The 18,625-nt window shown below is 70.7% G+C and carries 19 protein-coding genes; 3 read left to right on the top strand and 16 right to left on the bottom strand.

The annotated features are described in order from the left end of the window. The first annotated feature begins 61 nt into the window (after positions 1-61). Positions 62-1,678 (top strand): MFS transporter, encoded by a 1,617-nt coding sequence (locus tag ABZS54_RS17320; RefSeq protein ID WP_355535951.1) that lies wholly within the window; start codon positions 62-64, stop codon positions 1,676-1,678. A gap of 124 nt (positions 1,679-1,802) precedes the next feature. Then, positions 1,803-2,294: a MarR family transcriptional regulator gene (locus ABZS54_RS17315; protein WP_355535948.1), complete on the top strand. Its 492-nt coding sequence runs from the start codon at positions 1,803-1,805 to the stop codon at positions 2,292-2,294. Between the two features lie 51 nt (positions 2,295-2,345). Here ABZS54_RS17315 and ABZS54_RS17310 read toward each other — a convergent pair whose 3' ends face one another. From ABZS54_RS17310 to ABZS54_RS17285, 6 genes are all read right to left on the bottom strand, one after another. After that, positions 2,346-3,101 (bottom strand): class I SAM-dependent methyltransferase, encoded by a 756-nt coding sequence (locus tag ABZS54_RS17310; RefSeq protein WP_355535945.1) that lies wholly within the window; start codon positions 3,099-3,101, stop codon positions 2,346-2,348. A 45-nt stretch (positions 3,102-3,146) separates the two neighbouring features. Beyond that, a complete protein-coding gene (locus ABZS54_RS17305; RefSeq protein ID WP_355535942.1) occupies positions 3,147-3,488 on the bottom strand; it encodes a DUF202 domain-containing protein in 342 nt (113 codons plus the stop codon). Beyond that, positions 3,488-3,853, bottom strand: coding sequence for a DUF202 domain-containing protein (locus tag ABZS54_RS17300; RefSeq protein WP_355535939.1), 366 nt, complete (start codon positions 3,851-3,853; stop codon positions 3,488-3,490). Before ABZS54_RS17300 ends, ABZS54_RS17305 begins: the two co-directional genes overlap by 1 nt. A gap of 124 nt (positions 3,854-3,977) precedes the next feature. After that, positions 3,978-4,406 (bottom strand): transcription antitermination factor NusB, encoded by a 429-nt coding sequence (gene nusB, locus ABZS54_RS17295; protein WP_355535936.1) that lies wholly within the window; start codon positions 4,404-4,406, stop codon positions 3,978-3,980. Then, complete coding sequence (gene efp / locus ABZS54_RS17290) at positions 4,406-4,972, bottom strand: elongation factor P (protein WP_020551770.1); 567 nt, start codon at positions 4,970-4,972, stop codon at positions 4,406-4,408. The genes nusB and efp overlap by 1 nt, the downstream gene beginning before the upstream one ends. 74 nt (positions 4,973-5,046) lie before the next feature. Next, positions 5,047-6,177: an aminopeptidase P family protein gene (locus tag ABZS54_RS17285; protein ID WP_355535933.1), complete on the bottom strand. Its 1,131-nt coding sequence runs from the start codon at positions 6,175-6,177 to the stop codon at positions 5,047-5,049. 220 nt (positions 6,178-6,397) lie between these two features. Between ABZS54_RS17285 and ABZS54_RS17280 the strand changes: the two genes are divergently transcribed. Next, on the top strand, positions 6,398-8,359 hold the full coding sequence (locus ABZS54_RS17280) for a trypsin-like peptidase domain-containing protein (RefSeq protein WP_355535931.1): 1,962 nt from the start codon (positions 6,398-6,400) through the stop codon (positions 8,357-8,359). A 69-nt stretch (positions 8,360-8,428) separates the two neighbouring features. On the opposite strand, the gene aroQ is transcribed toward ABZS54_RS17280, so the two are convergent. From aroQ to ABZS54_RS17230, 10 genes are all read right to left on the bottom strand, one after another. Beyond that, positions 8,429-8,872 carry a type II 3-dehydroquinate dehydratase gene (aroQ, locus tag ABZS54_RS17275; protein ID WP_355535928.1) on the bottom strand — a complete coding sequence of 148 codons (444 nt, stop codon included), beginning with the start codon at positions 8,870-8,872 and terminating at the stop codon, positions 8,429-8,431. Further along, positions 8,869-9,963: a 3-dehydroquinate synthase gene (gene aroB / locus ABZS54_RS17270; protein WP_355535926.1), complete on the bottom strand. Its 1,095-nt coding sequence runs from the start codon at positions 9,961-9,963 to the stop codon at positions 8,869-8,871. The genes aroQ and aroB overlap by 4 nt, the downstream gene beginning before the upstream one ends. Next, positions 9,960-10,586 (bottom strand): shikimate kinase, encoded by a 627-nt coding sequence (locus ABZS54_RS17265; protein WP_355535923.1) that lies wholly within the window; start codon positions 10,584-10,586, stop codon positions 9,960-9,962. Before ABZS54_RS17265 ends, aroB begins: the two co-directional genes overlap by 4 nt. 4 nt (positions 10,587-10,590) lie before the next feature. Beyond that, on the bottom strand, positions 10,591-11,775 hold the full coding sequence (gene aroC / locus ABZS54_RS17260) for a chorismate synthase (protein WP_355535920.1): 1,185 nt from the start codon (positions 11,773-11,775) through the stop codon (positions 10,591-10,593). 160 nt (positions 11,776-11,935) lie between these two features. Beyond that, a complete protein-coding gene (locus ABZS54_RS17255) occupies positions 11,936-12,640 on the bottom strand; it encodes an A24 family peptidase (protein WP_355535917.1) in 705 nt (234 codons plus the stop codon). Positions 12,641-12,970: 330 nt separating this feature from the next. Then, on the bottom strand, positions 12,971-13,798 hold the full coding sequence (locus ABZS54_RS17250; RefSeq protein WP_355536006.1) for a shikimate dehydrogenase: 828 nt from the start codon (positions 13,796-13,798) through the stop codon (positions 12,971-12,973). Positions 13,799-13,806: 8 nt separating this feature from the next. Next, positions 13,807-14,964, bottom strand: a complete 1,158-nt coding sequence (gene mltG / locus ABZS54_RS17245; RefSeq protein WP_355535914.1) for an endolytic transglycosylase MltG — start codon at positions 14,962-14,964, stop codon at positions 13,807-13,809. Beyond that, positions 14,961-15,458 (bottom strand): Holliday junction resolvase RuvX, encoded by a 498-nt coding sequence (gene ruvX, locus ABZS54_RS17240; protein ID WP_355535912.1) that lies wholly within the window; start codon positions 15,456-15,458, stop codon positions 14,961-14,963. The genes mltG and ruvX overlap by 4 nt, the downstream gene beginning before the upstream one ends. 134 nt (positions 15,459-15,592) lie before the next feature. Next, positions 15,593-18,262: an alanine--tRNA ligase gene (gene alaS / locus ABZS54_RS17235; protein ID WP_355535910.1), complete on the bottom strand. Its 2,670-nt coding sequence runs from the start codon at positions 18,260-18,262 to the stop codon at positions 15,593-15,595. Next, the gene (locus tag ABZS54_RS17230) at positions 18,262-18,621 is read right to left on the bottom strand and encodes a DUF6167 family protein (protein WP_355535908.1); all 360 of its coding nucleotides are present in this window, start codon (positions 18,619-18,621) and stop codon (positions 18,262-18,264) included. Before ABZS54_RS17230 ends, alaS begins: the two co-directional genes overlap by 1 nt. Between the last annotated feature and the right edge of the window lie 4 nt (positions 18,622-18,625).

The raw sequence follows: 18,625 nt of genomic DNA, 5'->3' as shown, positions 1-18,625 counted from the left end.
TGTGTGCCATATCGTTCGATGGCTCGATACGACGCCGGACACGGATGGATGTAGGGAACGCATGAGTCAGACTTCGACGGCGGCGCCGGCGGACGCACTACCGCCGGACCCTTCGAAGACCCCCGTGCGCAAGGGCATGCAGGGGCATCCCTGGCTCACCCTGCTGGCGGTCGCCTTCGGCGTGATGATGGTGGCCCTGGACGGCACCGTGGTCGGCATCGCCAACCCGGCCATCTCCAAGGACCTGAACGCCTCACTCGCCGATCTGCAATGGGTCACCAACGGCTACCTGCTCGCGCTCGCGGTGTGTCTGATCCCGGCGGGCAAGCTCGGCGACCGCTACGGCCACAAGACGATCTTCCTGATCGGCGCGGCCGGCTTCGCGGCCACGTCGCTGATCATCGCGTTTTCCCAGTCGGTCACGATGCTGATCGCCTTCCGGGTGCTCCAGGGCGTGTTCGGTGCGCTGCTCCAGCCCACGGCGCTCGGCCTGCTGCGCAACAGCTTCCCGGGCAACAAGCTCAACATGGCGATCGGCATCTGGGGCGCGGCGATCTCCACCGCGACCGCCGCCGGACCGATCGTCGGCGGCCTGCTGGTCGAGCACGTCAGCTGGCAGTCGGTGTTCTACATCAACGTGCCGATCGGTGTGCTGACCCTGGTCGTCGGCATCTGGGCACTGGCCAACAGCCGGGTGGCCGGCGCGAGCAACCGGATCGACCACCTCGGCGTGGTCCTGCTCTCGGTGGCGATGTTCTGCCTGGTCTGGGGCGTGATCAAGAGCGGCGAGAAGGGTTGGGGCAGCGCGTACACGCTGGGCTTCATGGCCGCCGCGCTGATTCTGCTCGCACTGTTCGTGCTGTGGCAGACCAGGGCGCCCGAGCCGCTGATGCCGCTGGTGATGTTCCGCAACCGGTCGTTCTCGATCGGCATCGTGCTGATGATCTTCATGGCCTTCGCGATGTTCGGCGCGATGTTCTTCATCACCTTCTATCTCCAGGGCGTCAACGGGCTCAGCCCGACGGAGACCGGCGTGCGGATGTTGCCGATGTCCGTGGTGATGATGATCGGCTCGCCGATCGGCGGCTTCGCGATCACCAAGCTCGGCCCGCGCATCCCGATCATCGCCGGCCTGGCGCTGTCGGCGACCGCGATGGCGCTACTCGCCCGCTTGGGCGAGGACGCGAGCTTCGGCGCCACCATGCTGCCGTTCGTACTGCTCGGCTTCGGGCTCAGCCCGATCATGGTCGGCGCGACGGACATCATCGTCGGCAACGCCTCGTGGGAGTTGTCCGGCGTCGCGTCCGGCATCCAGCAGGCCGCGATGCAGGTCGGCGGCGCGCTGGGCACCGCGGTGCTCGGCGCGGTGGTGGCGGCCAAGGTCTCCTCGGTGCTCCCGGACCGGTGGCCGGTCGAGGCCGGCGCCTACGACAAGCTGCCGCACGGCAGCCGCGAGGCGATCGAGGGATCGGTCGCGCAGGGCTTCCCGCCGGTGGATGCGGCGACCATGAACGAGCGGACCCTGGACGCCGTCCGGCACGCGTCGGACACCACCTTCCTGGACGGCATGCAGATGGCCTTCACCATCGCCGCGATCACGATGGCGGTCGGAATCGTCCTCGCGCTGTTCGTCCGCCAGGGCGAGAAACGCGAAGGCGCGGTCGCCGTGCACGTGTAGGGCATGATCGACCCGGAGCACCATCCATGGGCAACGTCGTGGGCAAGACCGTCGCGCCGTTCCCGATCCACATCGGGGGCGGGGTTCCGGTTTGCCCGGCAAATTAGACAGGTATTCTTACCTCGTGCAGCAAGACACCTCCTCCGAGTCCGAACTGGTGACGTTGCTGGTCGGCGCCGTGCGCGGAATCAGCCAACTGTTCTCCGACCGCATGACGGCCGCGGGCTTCGACGAGATCCGGCCCACCCACGGCTTCGCACTGACCCTGGTCGGCGAGGGCGGTACCACCGCCACCGAGCTCGGGCGCCGACTCGGCATGACCAAACAGTCGGCCGGCGAGGTGGTCTCCCATCTGGCCCGCCACGGCTATGTCGAGCGCAAGCCCGACCCCGCCGACCGTCGTGCGCGCCGGATCACCCTCACCGAGCGCGGGCGCGAGTGCCTGCGGGTGATCTGGGCCGAACTGTCCGGAATCCAGGGCGCCTGGACGAAGGCGGTCGGCGACGACGGGGTCGAGGTGCTCAAGGAAGGTCTACGCGCGGGCATGCGCCAACTCGGCGCGTCCGGCGAACTGCCGGACAACCTGAGCCAGGCATGGTGGTGGCGGGAGAACTAGGGCCGTCTATCCCTCGCCGGACAATGCGTCGGTGATTCGAGCGTTCGCCGGCTACTGCGGCGGCTCGAAGTCCCTGCGGCGGGCGATGTAGGTGTCGGTGAGGTAGGCGAGCTCGATCGGCTCCGCGTGTGCCCCGACGAACTCGCGCACCCGGGACAGGAGTTCGGCCCTCGACTCGGCCGCCATCGCGGCAACCACGTAGCTGAACGTCGAGCATCGCTCCACCACCTGATCGCATGTCAGTGCGTCCCGCCATCGGAACTGTGTGCGCTCGGCCGGCTCGAACCGGTCGCTGCCGTCCAACTCGGCGCGATAGTCGTGAAGTTGGAGAATCGGCCACTCGGCCACCCGGTGCAGGCGGGCGATGAATTCCTCGCTCCCGTCCAACTCGTTCCACACCATCGCCAATGCGCCGCCGGGCCGCAGCACCCGGGCAATCTCGCCCAGCGCCGGCCCCGGCTCGAACCAGTGGAACGCCTGGGCGACGGTGACGACGTCGTACGCCCCGGCCGGGGCCGGGATGCGCTCCGCGGTCCCGGCGTACACCGGCACGCCCTCGACCACCCGGGCGAACGTCTCACGCATCGCCGCCGAGGGTTCGACCGCGCTCACGCTCGCCCCGCGCTCGACCAGCAGCCGGGTCAACTTGCCGGTGCCGGCGGCCAGGTCGAGCACCCGGGTGCCCGGCCCGATACCCGCGCCGGCACACAGATGCTCCACTACCTCGTGGGAATAGGACGGTCGCGCCCGCTCGTACCGATCGGTGCCTTGGGCGAATCCTCGGGTGCCGAGATCGTCGGTCGTCATGTCGCGCATTCTGGCGAACGGCCCCGAGGCCGAACAAGGTTTTGCTCAGGGCCGGCCCAGCAGAACCGCCGCCGCAAGCACGCACGCCGCGACCGCGGTGAGCAGCGTCGCCCGGATCGCCGAGTCGCCGGACACGGGAGTGCCCGCCCGGACCGCGCGGTAGACCTGCCGATGCCGCAACAGCCCCACCGCGTACACCACGCAGCCGGCCGCCATCACCGCGCACCCGGGCAGCATGTACCACCAGCCGTCCGGCACGTGCCCCGCGTGCACCAGCAGGGCGCCGTTGGCGACGAAGGCGAGCGAGGTACGCGACCACGCCATCCTGGTGCGCTCCGGCTGCAGCCCCGGATCCAGCGGTGCGCCCGGCAGCAGCGATCGCGACATCAGGACGCGAGCATGAGCACGACGCTCACCACGATCACGATCACCAGACCCACCGAGAGCACCAGCGGCAACGCGGAGAACGGCAGGGCCCGCCCGAGCCGCATCGCCCGTTCGACCTGATACCAGCGCCGGTACGCGGTGGCCGACAGGGTCAGTGCCAATGCGACCAGGGCCAGGCCGAGCACCAGCCGCTGCGCGTGCGGGGCCAGGTCCGGTACCAGCTGGACCACCGCGACTCCGCCCGCGAGCAACGACAGGGCGGTGCGTATCCAGGCCAGGAAGGTCCGCTCGTTGGCGAGCGTAAAGCGGTAGTCGGGCTCGTCCCCGATGTTCCGCAGCCGGGAGCCCTTGCGCTCGGATCTCATGATCTTCATTATCGGCATTCGATCACGACCCGATCGTTCGGCTGCGCCGGACCCCCGGGAAAGCCGTCGAGCCGCCTCCCCGTGCGGGGCAGACGGCTCGACGAGATCCCGGAAGCGGGCGCGGCTAACGCAGCAGCGTCGGCTTGAGCTCCTTTATCCGCGCGAGCAGGCCGTTCACGAAGGCCGGCGACTCGTCCGTGGAGTATTCCTTGGCGAGTTCGACGGCCTCGTCGATGGCCACGACGTCGGGGACGTCGCTCTCCCAGAGCAACTCGTAGATGCCCAGGCGCAGGACGTTGCGGTCCACGCCGGGCATGCGGTCGAGCGTCCACCCCACGGCGTAGGTGCCGATCAGGTCGTCGATCCGCTTGCGGTGCTCCTGGACGCCCTCGACCAGTTGCATCGTGTAGTCGGCGACCTGCGGCTCCGCCTTGTCGGCCTGGAAGCGGCCGACCCAGTCCGCGAGGATGGTCACCGGGTCGACACCACGCTGGTCGGCCTCGAACAGGATCTGCAGCGCGCGCTTCCGGGTCTTGCTGCGGGCACCGGCCACTAGCTGTTCACGCGGCCCAGGTAGTCACCGGAACGGGTGTCGACCTTGACCTTCTCGCCCGTCGTGATGAAGAGCGGAACCGCGATCTCGAAGCCGGTCTCCAGCTTCGCGGGCTTGGTGCCACCGGTGGAACGGTCGCCCTGGACACCCGGCTCGGTGTACTCGATGAGCAGTTCGACGGAGGCCGGCAGCTCGACGTAGAGCGCGGAACCCTCGTAGATCGCGACGGTCGCCTCGAAGCCTTCGAGAAGGTAGTTGGCGGCATCGCCGACGGTCTCGGGCGAGATCGGCAGCTGCTCGTACGTGTCCGTGTCCATGAACACGAAGTCGGTGCCGTCCTTGTACGAGAACTGCATGCCGCGCTTGTCCACGGTGGCCGTCTCGACCTTCGTGCCGGCGTTGAAGGTCTTGTCCACGACCTTGCCGGAGAGGACATGCTTGAGCTTCGTACGAACGAACGCGCCGCCCTTGCCGGGCTTGACGTGCTGGAACTCGACGACGGACCAGAGCTGGCCGTTGTCGAGCTTGAGCACCATGCCGTTCTTCAGGTCGTTGGTCGTGGCCACGAGTGTGGTGTCTCCTGCGTGCTTCCGGGACCGGATGATCGCGCGTCGGACGGGACTGGTATCGATACCGCCCGCTACAGGACGAGCAACTCCTTGGTCGTGATGGTGAGTAGCTCTGGCCCGCCGTCTTCGAGCGGACGAACCACAAGGGTGTCCTCGATGCGGACACCGCCTCGACCCGGGAGATAGATCCCCGGTTCGACGGTGACCGGCATGCAAGCGTCCAGCTTACCGGTCGCCGTCGGACCCAGATGCGGGTCCTCGTGGATCTCGAGCCCGACCCCGTGGCCGAGGCCGTGTTTGAAGAATTCCAGGTAGCCGGCCTGCTCGATCACCGCGCGCGCGGCCCGGTCGACGGCAACCACCTCGACGCCCGGCGCAAGCGCCTCGCGACCCGCCTTCTGGGCGGCGAACACCACGCCGTAGATCTCCTGCTGCCAGCCGGTCGGCTCGGTGCCGATCACGAAGGTACGGGTCATGTCGGCGTGATAGCCGTGGTAGCGGGCACCGAAGTCGATCTTGAGGAAATCACCGTCCTCCACCCGGCGGTCGCCCGGGTCGTGGTGCGGGATCGCCGAATTCGGCCCGGTGGCCACGATGGTCGGAAAGGCCACCGCGTCGGCACCGTGGTCGGCCATCCGGCGCTCCAGCTCCATCGCGATGTGCCGCTCGGTACGCCCGACCAGGATCGACTCGATCATCTCGCCGAGCGCCCGATCGCCGATCTCGCAGGCGATCCGCAGCGCGGCGATCTCCGCCGGGTCCTTGATCCGCCGCAGATCCTCGACCACCCGGCCGAGCCCGACCAGTGTGGCGGCGGCGCTCTCCTCGGCCAGCACGGAGCCCAGGGCGCGGTACAGCTCAACCGTGACGTGCTGCTCCTCGATCGCGAGCCGGACCGCGCCGGCAGCGGCGGCGCGCTTGGTCAGCGCCTGCGCACAGGCTCGTTCGACGAGCAGCTCGACGCCCGGCGACTCCTCGATCGCCTGGTTCGCGTACCGCCCGTCCGTGCAGAGCACCGCGCCCGAGTCGGCGGACCCCTCGCCGGCTGCTCCCGGGGTGTACACCAGCAGCGCCGCGTTCGAACCGGTGAAACCGGTCAGGTAGCGCACGTTGACGCGGTTGGTGATCAGGGCGACATCCGCACCGGCACCGGCCAGGCGGGAACGCAGCCGATCACGGCGTTGAGCATGGGCCTCGGGCATGCAACCAGCGTAGTCCCGCGAGGTGGGGCGAGCCCGGCATGACTCGGCGCACTGCATCCTTCGGGCTCCGTACTGCATCCTTCTGGCTCCGCACTGTTCCGGCTCCGAGCAGGGCAAATGGTTGATGTCCGGACAACTGGTGATCTCTGGCCCTACGCTGCCCGCGAGGGGGTGTACTTCAGTGGAAATCAGCGGAAATGACGAAGCTCGTGTAGCGCCGGTGAACGAGCTGCTGGTCCGCCAGATCCGGGCGGCGGCCGGGCGATACCTGGCGGCCGCGGCGGAGCGCGGCGAGATCGACCGGCGGCGTGCCGCCGGCAGGCGCTTCCCGGACGAAGACGATCGGCTGCAACTGCGCGCGGCCCGGTTGGTCGAGCAGCACGAGGTGCCAGGGCAGGTATTGCTGGCCACCTCGCCCGAGGAAAGCGGACCCCGGCTGGCCGAACGGATCATAGGGGCCACCAACGACCTCCAGAGTCTGAACTTCCTCGCGCGCGGGCTTCGGGCCGCCGCGTGCGTCGCCCGGATCTGGTACTCCACGGGCGGGCCCGTGCAACCGCAGGCGACCGGTTTCCTGGTCGGGCCGAGCCTGCTGCTGACCAACCATCACGTCTTCCCGGACCCGGCGACCGCGGGCGGCGCGTTCGCCGAATTCGGCGCGGAGATGGGCATCGACAACGATCTGCCGGTGCACACCACCCGCTTCACCCCGGATCCGGACACGCTGTTCCTGACCGACGAGGAGCTCGACTTCACCCTGGTCGCGCTGCGACCGGGCGGCGACGGTCGGCCGCCGGGGCAGATCTTCGGGCACCTGGGGCTGATCGCCGCCGAGGGCAAGCTGGTGGTGGGCGATCCGGTGAACGTGATCGGTCACCCGGACGGGCGCCTCAAGGAGATCGCCATCCGGGACAACCGGTTCACCCAGCGCTTCGACGACTTCCTCCAGTACGAGACCGACACCGAGCCGGGCAACTCCGGCTCGCCGGTGTTCAACGACCAGTGGGAGGCGGTCGGGCTGCATCACAGCGGTGTGCCCGCGCACGACGACAGCGGTGCGGTGCTGAACCTGCAGGGCCTGCCTTGGCAGCCCGAGCAGGGATTGGCGCAGATCCGGTGGATCGCCAACGAAGGGGTGCGGGTCAGCGTGATCCTGGCCCGACTGGGCGCACTGGCCGCGAACGGCGAGCAGCGGGCACTGCTCGCCCAATTGGGTGCCGGGTCGGGTCTGGGCTCGGCGCCGACGGTACGCACGGGCGTGCCCATGCCGCGCTCGCCGGTGGAGGCCGCGCCCGGTGCCGAGGCGATCGTGGTGACCGGGATGGCCGGGCGGCCGGACGCGTTCGGCGGCCGGGTGCGGCTGGTCTTCGTCCATGGGCGCAGCCAACAGGGGCACGATCCGGCGCAGTTGCGGCGCGGCTGGGCGGCCGGGTTGAACAGCGGGCTGACCATGGCGGGGCTGCCGACGGTGGATCCCGAGGACGTGTGGTTCCCGTTCTACGGCGACCGGCTCGTCTCGGTGATGGAGTCGGCGCTGCCGGTCGAGGCGCCGCTGTCCGCGTCGGCGCAGGGGCTGTACGAACAGCTGCTCGACGAGGCCGCGCGGCGGGCCGGGATGCCGGCGGCGGGGCAGGTCGCGGTGACCGAGAGCATCTGGGACCACGTGGTGGGCACGGTGCATGAACCGCTGGGCTGGATCGCCGCGCACACCGGGGTGGATCGGCTGGTGATCCGGGCCGCTTTCCGCGATGTCGCGGCCTATCTGGATCACGACGACACGCGCGCGGCGGTGCTCGATCAGGTGTTGGCGGGGCTGCCCGGGTCCGGTCCGGTGGTGCTGGTCGCACACAGTCTGGGCACGGTGGTCGCGATGGATCTGCTGACCCGACTGGGGCCGCGGTTGCCGGTGGCCGGGTTGATCACGGTGGGCAGTCCGCTGGGCATGGACACCGTGTACTCGCGGCTACGGGTGGGCGGGGCGCACCTGCCACCGATCGCGGGTCCGTGGTTCAACGCGTGGTGTCCGACCGATCCGGTCGCGATCGGGTGCCCGCTGGCCGACGACTGGAGCGGGCTGGGCGCGGAGTGCGCGGTGGCCAATCCGCATGATCGCGCGCACGACATCGGCGCGTATCTTGCGCATCCGGAGGTGGCCACGGCGATCGGGCGGTTGTTGCGGTGAGCGGGACGGATCGCTCGTGAGCCAGGCGGCTCGCGGGTCGCCCACGTGGGTGACCCGCGAGCCGCCCGGTCAGCCGTCGAGCTCCTCGGCCAGCGCGCGCAGCGCGAGCCGGTACGAACCGATGCCGAAGCCGGCGACGGTGCCGCTGGCGACCGCGGCCACGACGCTGGTGTGGCGGAAGCTCTCGCGCGCGTACGGGTTGGAGATGTGCACCTCGATGAACGGCGCGGTGCGCTGGGCGACCGCGTCGCGCAGGCCGTACGAGTAGTGCGTGAAGGCGCCCGGGTTCATCACCACCGGGATGCGGCCGTCGGCGGCCTCGTGCATCCAGCGGATGATCTCGCCCTCGTCGTTGGTCTCGCGGACCTCGACCTCGAAGCCGAGTTCGGCGCCGAGCCGCTCGCACTCGGCGACCAGGCCCTGGTAGGAGGTGGCACCGTAGACGTCGGGCTCGCGACTGCCCAGCCGGCCGAGGTTGGGGCCGTTGAGCACGAGCACCCTGCGTGCGCTCACGCGGACACCTCGGCGTAGGCGGCGACCAGGAAGGTCGGGTCGGGGGCCTCCAGAACGACCGGCTTGGCCAGGCCGTCCAGGACGATGAAGCGCAGCATGTCGCCGCGCGACTTCTTGTCCACGCGCATGGTCTCGAGCAGCTTGGGCCACGCGTCGCCGCGGTAGGTCAGCGGCAGCCCGACCGACGCGAGCACGGTGCGGTGCCGGTCGGCGGTCGCGTCGTCGAGTCGACCGGCGAGTCGGCCCAGCTCGGCCGCGTAGACCATGCCGACGCTGACCGCGGCGCCGTGCCGCCACTTGTAGCGCTCGGCCTTCTCGATCGCGTGCGCCAGGGTGTGGCCGTAGTTGAGGATCTCCCGCCGGCCGGCCTCCTTGAGGTCACCGGAGACCACGTCGGCCTTGACCTGGATGGCGCGGGTGATCAGCTCGGCGGTGTCCTTGCCCCGCGGATCGCGCGCCGCCTCGGGGTCGGCCTCGATCAGGTCCAGGATCACCGGGTCGGCGATGAAGCCGGCCTTGATCACCTCGGCGAGGCCGCTGACGTAGTCGTTGCGGGGCAGCGATTCCAGCGTGGCCAGGTCGGCGAGCACGCCGGCCGGCGGGTGGAACGCGCCGACCAGGTTCTTGCCCTCCGCGGTGTTGATTCCCGTCTTGCCCCCGACGGCCGCGTCGACCATGCCCAGCAGCGTGGTGGGCATCGCGATCCAGCGCACGCCGCGCAGCCACGTGGCCGCGACGAAGCCCGCGAGGTCGGTGGTGGCGCCGCCCCCGATGCCGACGATCACGTCGGAGCGGGTGAAGCCGGTCTGGCCCAGCACCGACCAGCAGTACGCCGCGACCGCGACGTCCTTGGCCTCCTCGGCGTTGGGCACCTGGATCGCGATCGCCTCGTAGCCCTGCGCGGCGAGGTCCTCGCGGACCGCCTCGCCGGTGGCGGCCAGCGCCTCGGGGTGCAGGATCGCCACCCGGCGCGCGGACGTGCCGATCAGGCCGGCGAGTTCGCCGAGTAGGCCGGCGCCCACGAGCACGTCGTACGGCTCCGCGCTGCCGCCGACGCGGATCCGGACGGGCTCGGAAGGATTGCCGCTCATCGATTCACGTCTTTCTCGGGCATCGTCTGCCCGGATCGGTCCGAGTCGGGGGCGGTCCGCTCGGTGAGGCCGAGGGCGACCCGGATCTCGGCGGCCACGTCCTCGGGGGTGCGTCCGGCGGTGTTCACCGTGACGGCGGCGACCTCGGTGTACAGCGGTCGGCGCTGCTCCATCAGCTCGCGCCAGCGAGCCCTGGGATTGCCCATCAGGAGCGGGCGCGGCGCGTCCAGACCCACCCGCTTGACCGCGTCCGCGAGGTCGACCTCCAGGAAGACCACCCGATGCCCCTTCAGTAGCACGCGGGTGGCGTCGTCCAGGATCGCGCCGCCGCCGAGCGCGAGCACTCCGGCGTGGCCGGCGAGCGCCTCGGCGACCGCCTGGTGTTCGAGCTCGCGAAAGCGCGCCTCGCCCTCGTCGACGAAGATGTCCGGAATCGACTTGCCGGCGCGCTCCTGGACGTCGGTGTCGGTGTCGCGGAAGCCGACCCCGTGCGTCCGGGCGAGCACCAGGCCCACCGTCGTCTTGCCCGCGCCGGGCGGCCCGACCAGGACCACGAGCGGGCGGCCGCCCCCGTCCTCGATGTGCGCCGTCTCGATGTCTGCTGCGTCCCCGATGTCCGCCATGGCGCTACCGAATCTCCAGCGCGTCCAGGTAGCCGCGCACGTTGCGGGCCGTTTCGGCGACCGAGTCGCCGCCGAACTTCTCGGTGACCAGGTCGGCCAGTACGAGCGCGACCATCGCCTCGGCCACGATGCCGGAGGCCGGCACGGCCGCGACGTCGGAGCGCTGGTGGTGCGCCTGCGCGGGCTCGCCGGTGCGCACGTCGAACGTGGCCAGCGCGCGGGGCACTGTGGCGATCGGCTTCATCGCCGCACGCACGCGCAGCACCTCGCCGGTGGACATGCCGCCCTCGACGCCGCCGGAGCGGTGCGAGGTGCGCTTGGCACCGTCGGGGGTGTTGACGATCTCGTCGTGCGCCTTCGAGCCGCGCACCCGGGCCAGCTCGAAGCCGTCACCGAGCTCGACGCCCTTGATCGCCTGGATGCCCATCAGCGCACCCGCGAGCCGCGAGTCGAGCCGGCGGTCCCAGTGCACGTGACTGCCCAGGCCCGGCGGCAGCCCGTAGGCGAGCACCTCGACCACGCCGCCGAGGGTGTCGCCGGCTTTCTGGGCGTCGTCCACTTCGGCGACCATCGCGGCCGAGGCGTCCGGGTCGAAGCAGCGGACCGGGTCGGCGTCCAGGCGCTCGGTGTCGTCGGGGCCGGGCAGCACGCCGGCGGGCGCCTTGGCCGCACCGAACTCGACCACGTGGCTGACGATCCGGACACCGGCCACCTGCTCCAGGAACGACTTGGCGACCGCGCCGAGCGCGACCCGGGCGGCGGTCTCCCGGGCGCTGGCCCGCTCCAGGATCGGCCGCGCCTCGTCGAAGCCGTACTTCTGCATGCCGGCCAGGTCGGCGTGGCCGGGGCGGGGCCGGGTCAGCGCGGCGTTGCGGGCCTGCGCGGCGAGCACGTCGGGGTCGACCGGGTCGGCCGACATGACCGTCTCCCACTTGGGCCACTCGGTGTTGCCGACCATGATCGCCACCGGGCCGCCCTGGGTACGACCGTGCCGGACGCCGCCGAGGAAGGTGACCTCGTCGCGCTCGAACTTCATCCGCGCGCCGCGCCCGTAGCCCAGCCGGCGGCGTGCGAGCGCGTCCGCGACCAGGTCGGTCGTGATGGGCACGCCGGCGGGCAGCCCTTCGAGGGTGGCCACGAGTGCGGGGCCGTGCGACTCCCCGGCGGTCAGCCAGCGTAGGTTGCCCACGAGTGCTCCTTCTTGCGCTTGCCACAGAGCACGTCCGGGGAACGGCGCGGGGCCCTCCCGGATGCGCCCGGCGGATGTCCGCCCGAATCCTTTCATGCCGGGGCGGCCCCTCATCGCCGCGTCCAGGTGTCGGACAGTCGTCGCGCGAGCAGACGTCGTCTCACCAAGCGAGATGCAATCGGGACAACTCGGCGCCGCACAACACCCCGCCGAGCGCACCGAGCAGCAGCCACGGCCCGAAAGGCAGCCGGCTGTCCCGGCGCACGCGGCCCACCGAGATCAATACCCCGGCGGTGAGCCCCGCCAGCAGGAACGCCAGGAACACACCGGTGACGAGCACACCCCAGCCGAGCCAGGTCAGATGCATGCCGAGCACGCCGGCGAGCTTGACGTCGCCCATGCCCAGGCAGCCGCGGGAAAGCGCGGCCAGGCACAGGTGATAGCCGGCCAGGGTGACACCGCCGAGCAGGGCTCGTCGGTAGGCGGTGAAGTCGCCCAGCGCGAGCGACTCCATGCCCAGCAGAGTCAGCCCGGTGGCCAGCGTCACCAGCAGCACCGGGTCGGGCAGCCGCAGCGTGCGCACATCCACGATGGCCAAGGTGACGCCGGCGACCGCGAGCACCAGGAACGCGAGCAGGTCCAGGCCCGGACCGAGCCGCCAGGCCAGCAGCGCGCACACCAGGCCGGTCAGCGCGGCGAGCGGCAGTGGGGCGAACCGCCCGGTGGCGGCCGCCACCGGTTCGACGACCGGGGAGCGCGGCCCCGGGCCGGCGCCCTGGGCGAGCAGGAGATGGATGGGACGGGGCAAACCGAGCCCGGCGACGAAGCCGAGCAGCGCACAGGCGAGAGTGAGTCCGAGGAACACGCCCGTGACGATACGCAGAATCGACTCCCGGTCACGTTCCGTCGTCCCCAGCGGCGAGCCGATGATCGGAATGGTCCGGCAGCCTGGGGACGACGCATTCGACCGGGGACACGCCGGTATGCCGGCCTCGCTGCGCCGATCGGGCGGAGCACGGGCCGGACCGCCGGGGCACCCGAACAGCCCGCCCGGCCCCACCCCGCCCGATCACCGGCGTCTGATCACCGGCACCCGGTTACTGCCGCCCGACCTCTGGCACCCGACCGAGGCCGCCCAAACACTGCCGCTCGACCGCTGCCGCCCAGCCGCTGGCACCCGACCAGCGCCGCGCGCTCAACCGCGCCCCGCCAGCGCCGCCTCGCCCGCCGCGCGCATCGCGGCCAACGGACCCGGCCGGCCGGTCATCAACTCGACCTGGAGCACGGCCTGGTGCACGAGCAGATCCAGCCCGCCCACCACCGTGCCGCCCGCGTGGCCCCACGCACCCGCGAGCGCGGTGGGCCACGGGTCGTACACGACGTCGAAGAGCACGCCTGCCCCGGCGGGCACCTCGATCGCGAGGTGGTCGACGGCGCCCTTGGGCGTGGTCGCCACCACCAGCGGCGCCCGCAGCGCCTCGGCCGTCTCGGTCCACGGCCGCACCCGCACCGCGACGCCGAGCCGCTCACCCGCGGCCCGCATCTCGCGGGCCCGCTCCTCGCCGCGCACGTACACCCGTACCGGCCCGTCGGTGATCTCGCGCAGCGCCGCCAGGGCCGAGGTCGCGGTGGCGCCCGCGCCGAGCACGGCCGCCGACTCGACTCGGTCCACACCGCGTTCGCGCAGTGCCGCGACCAGGCCCGGCACGTCGGTGTTCTCACCGAGGCGCCGGCCGTCGGCGGTGCACACCACGGTGTTCACCGCGTCCACGTCGCGCGCGACCTGCCCGATCTCGTCGAGCAGCGGCCGGATCGCCCGCTTGAGCGGCATGGTCAGCGACAGCCCGGCCCAGGTCGCGTCGAGTTCGGCGACGAAGCCCGGCAGGGCCGCCTCGTCGATCTCGAACGCGTCGTAGGACCAGTGGGTCAGGCCCAGTTCGGCGTACGCGGCCCGGTGCAGGACCGGCGACAACGAGTGCCGGATCGGCGAGCCGAGCACGGCGGCCCGGCGGGGGGTCGGGATCGGGGTCGTCACGGGTTGGGGTGATCCTTGATCCACTTGGACAGTTCGCTCTTGAACTCCTGGAACTCGGAGTCGTTGTCGGTGAACTTGGTGGTGCCCACCAGCGGGTCGACGGTCACGAAGTACAGGTACTTGCCCGCGGGCGGCGAGACCGCCGCCTCGATCGCGGCCTTGCTCGGGTTGCCGATCGGCCCGGGCGGCAGGCCCTTCTTGACGCGCGTGTTGTACGGGTTGCTCGCGTCGGTGAGTTCCTTGTTGGTGAGCTGGATGTTGCTCTTGCCGAGGTAGTAGTTGACCGTCGAGTCCAGACCCAGCGACATGTTCTTGCCGAGCCGGTTGTAGATGACCTGGGCGACCTTGCCCTTGTCGTCGGTGGTCTTGCCCTCGGCCTCGACCAGGCTCGCGATGATGATCAGGTCGTAGGGCGACTTGCCCAGTTGCTGGGCCTTCGCCGGCAGGCCGTCCTTGTCGTACTCCTTGACCGCCTTGGCGACCATGTCCTTGAGCACCACGAGCGGGTCCATGCCGGGGGCCGCGACGTAGGACGCCGGGAACAGGAAGCCCTCGATGTTGCCCTTGGCGTAGTCGGGCAGCCCGAGCGAGGGGTCCTTGGCCGCGGCCTCGACCTTCTCCTTCGGCACCTTGAGCGTCTTGGCCAGCCCCTCGAAGACCTGCGCGGCTCGGAGGCCGGGCCTGAGGATGAAGTCCTGCTTGTTCTTCGGGTTGACCAGGATCTCGAAGGCGGCCTTGGCGGACATGTGCTTGGCCATCGTGTACGCGCCGGGCTGGATCTTGGACGCGCGCTGGTCCTTGTCCTCGCGGGCGACCTTGGTGAACGCCTCCACGCTCTTGGTGACCCCGGCCCGCTTGAGCTCGTTGGCCATCTGTGGGGTGGCCCAACCCTGCTTGATCTCGACCACGAGCGAACCCGAGCCGTTGCCGCTGTAGTCCGGCGGCGGGCCGAAACGGTCCTTCAGGAAGCCGTAGGCCCAATAGCCACCGCCGCCGACGATGGCGAGGACGATCACGAGCGCGAGCGAGACCGCACAACCACTGCGGTTCTTCTTCTTGCGGCCCCGGCCGCGCCGGCCGCCCCGCGAGTTGTCGTCCTTGCCCCGTCGCCGGCTGCGCGGCTCCGACTCCATGCGCAGTCCGAGATCGCTCATGCCGTGGGCCTTTCAGAGTCGGAGACGGACCCGGCCGGGGCGGGAGAGGCCGCCAGGCCCGGCGGACGTCCGGAACCGCGCTCGGTGTCGAGCGCGTTTTGCAGGATCACGATCGCGGCCGCCTGATCGACGACACCGCGGGCCTTCTTCGCCTTGACACCGGACGCCTGCAGCCCGCGGGTCGCGGTGACGGTGGTCAACCGCTCGTCGACCAGGCGCACCCCGATCTCCGGGTCGAGCGCGGCGACCAGTCGGCCGGCGAACAGCCGGGCCTTCGCCGCCGCGGCGCCCTCCTTGCCGGAGAGCGAGCGCGGCAGCCCGACCACGACCTCGATCGCCTCGTACTCGGCGACGATCTCCAGGACTCGGGTCACGTCACGCTTGCCCGCGGGCACGGTCTCCACCGGGGTGGCGATCAGGCCGTGCGGGTCGCTGGCCGCGACGCCGATCCGAACGTCTCCCACGTCGACCGCAATTCGTACTCCGCGTCTCAAGGTCGGCTCTCCGTCACAGGCTCTGCGTCACTGAACTATTCGGGCACGACGCCCCGTCATACAAGTCCCCCGGTGGTACGGGAGTCCGCTTCCAGACTTCCACACACACCGGGGGAACGAGGGTAGGGGACGACTCAGGAGGCGCGTTCGGCGACTGTCCGGGTGACCGCGGCCAGCGCGTCGGCCACCTTGGCCGGGTTCGAGCCGCCGCCCTGGGCCACGTCGTCCTTGCCGCCACCGCCGCCGCCGAGGGTCTGCGCGGCCACGCGGACCAGCTCGCCGGCCTTGACGCCGCGCTCACGCGCGGCCTCGTTGGCGGCCACCACGACCATCGGCTTGCCGTTCACGATCGACACGACCGCGACGGCGGCCGGGCGCGCGGCGAGCCGGCCGCGCACGTCCAGCGCGAGCTTGCGCAGGTCGTCCGGCGTGGTGCCGTCCGGGAGTTGCGCGGTCGCCAGCGCGACGCCGTGCACGTCCTGCGCGCCCTCGACCAGACCCGCGGCGGCCTGGAGCACCTGGGCGCCGCGCAGCGCCGCGATCTCCTTCTCCGCGTCGCGCAGCTTGGCCATGATCGAGGCGACCCGCTCGGGCAGGTCCTCCGGACGGCCCTTCACCACGTCGGTGAGCTGGTTGACGATGGTGTGCTCGCGCGCCAGGAAGTTGTACGCGTCGGTGCCCACCAGCGCCTCGACCCGGCGCACGCCGGCGCCGATGGAGGACTCGCCGAGCAGCTTCACCAGGCCCAGTTGGGCGGTGTTGTGCACGTGCGTGCCGCCGCACAGTTCCTTGGAGTAGTCCCCCATGGTGACCACGCGGACCTGGTCGCCGTACTTCTCGCCGAACATCATCACGGCGCCCTGCTTCTTCGCCTCGTCCATCGACATCACCTCGGCGGTGACGTCCAAGTCGCGCGCGAGCACCTCGTTGATCTTCTGCTCGACGTCGGTGAGCACGCTGCCCGGCACCGCGCCGGGTGCGCCGAAGTCGAACCGGAAGCGGCCGGGCGCGTTCTCCGAGCCGGCCTGCGCCGCGGTCGGGCCGAGCGCGTCGCGCAGCGCCTGGTGGGTCAGGTGCGTCGCGCTGTGCGCGCGGGCGATGGCGTTCCGCCGGTTGGTGTCGATCTGGGCCGACGCCTGGGCGCCGACCAGTACTTCGCCGACCTGGACCCGGCCCCGGTGCACGGTGACGCCGGCCACCGGGGTCTGCACGTCGCGGACCTCGACCACGGCGCCGGTGTCCAGCCGGATCCGGCCGGTGTCGGCGAGCTGGCCGCCGCCCTCGGCATAGAAGGGGGTGTGGTCGAGCACGACCTCGACCTCGTCGCCCTCGTGCGCGGCGGGCGCGGGCACACCGTCCACGAGCAGGCCGACCACGGTCACCTCGTTGGAGGTGTTCAGGTAGCCGGTGAATACCGTGCCGCCGGCCGCGTCCGCGACCTCGCGGTAGACGGAGAGGTCGGCGAGCCCCTGCTTGCGGGCCTGGGCGTCCTTCTTGGCCCGCTGCCGCTGCTCGTTCATCAGCCGGCGGAAGCCGTCCTCGTCGACCGCCAGGCCCTGTTCGGCGGCGATCTCCAGGGTCAGGTCGATCGGGAAGCCCTCGGTGTCGTGCAGCAGGAACGCGACCTCGCCCGGGAGTACCGCGGTGCCGGAGCTCTTCGCCTTGACGATCGACTCGTCCAGCAGCGCGGTGCCCTCCTGGAGTCGGGCCAGGAAGCGCTTCTCCTCGGCCACCGAGACCGCGTCGATCCGCTCGGCCTCCTCGATCAGGTTCGGGTACTGCGGACCCATCGCCTTGATCGTGGTCTCGACCAGGTCGTGCAGCGTCGAGCCCTCGGCTCCGAGCAGGCGCATGTTGCGGATCGCCCGGCGCATCATCCGACGCAGCACGTAGCCGCGGCCCTCGTTGCCCGGCACCACGCCGTCGCCGATGAGCATCACGGCGGTGCGCACGTGGTCGGCCACCACGCGCAAGGACACGTCGTTCTTGTGGTCCTGACCGTAGATCTTGCCCGCGAGGTCGGCGGCGCGGTCCAGGATCATCCGCGACGTGTCGATCTCGTACAGGTTGTCGACACCCTGCAGGATGCAAGCGAGGCGCTCCAGGCCCAGCCCGGTGTCGATGTTCTTCGCGGGCAACTCGCCCAGGATCGGGTAGTCGTCCTTGCCGGTCCCGGCGCCGCGCTCGTACTGCATGAAGACCAGGTTCCAGATCTCCAGGTAGCGCTCGCCGTTGACCGCCGGGCCGCCCTCCTCGCCGTAGGCGGGGCCGCGGTCGTAGTTGATCTCCGAGCACGGGCCGCAGGGACCCGGTACGCCCATCGACCAGAAGTTCTCCGACTTGCCCAGGCGCTGGATGCGCTCGGAGGGCACGCCGATCACGTCCCGCCAGATGCGCTCGGCCTCGTCGTCGTCGAGGTAGACGGTGATCCACAACTTCTCCGGGTCCAGCCCGTAGCCGCCGTCCTCGATCGAGTTGGTGAGCAACTCCCAGGCGAGGGCGATCGCGCCTTCCTTGAAGTAGTCGCCGAAGGAGAAGTTGCCGCACATCTGGAAGAACGACCCGTGCCGGGTGGTCTTGCCGACCTCTTCGATGTCCAAGGTGCGCACGCACTTCTGCACGCTGGTGGCGCGCTTGAAGCTCGGCTTGACCTCACCGAGGAAGTACGGCTTGAACGGCACCATGCCGGCGTTCACCAGGAGCAGCGTGGGGTCGTCCGCGACCAGCGAAGCCGAGGGGACGACGGTGTGTCCGCGCTCTTCGAAAAAGCGCAGCCAGCGCTTCCGGATCTCTGCCGATTCCATCAGCTGCCGTCCCTTCGGTCGTACCTTGCTTTGCCTTCGTACAGCTCACGCGGGTCGTAGAGATCACGCCCGTCGTGCCAGTCGTCGTGCGGTTCGCGGGTGCCGGGCAGCACGCGCCGCACCGGGGCGGGCGGCAGCGACGCGGCGGCCACGTCCGCGCCGATGGCGCGGTACAGCTCCTGCTCGCGTTCGGCCATGCCCGCGCGGATCTCGTCCGCGAAGTACTTGATCGCCTCGCCGATGCCGGTGACATTGTCGGCGACGCCCTCGGGCGTGTACTTGTACGCCTTGTCCTTGACCTTGCGCGCGGCCCAGACGCCGGCGCCGGCGCCGACCGCGATCCAGAACAGCCTCGCCATTCGA

The sequence above is a fragment of the Embleya sp. NPDC005575 genome, from assembly GCF_040605455.1.
Lineage (GTDB): Bacteria > Actinomycetota > Actinomycetes > Streptomycetales > Streptomycetaceae > Embleya.
The sequence above is the reverse complement of the archived record's forward strand: the minus strand, read 5'-3'. Positions and strand labels throughout refer to the sequence as shown.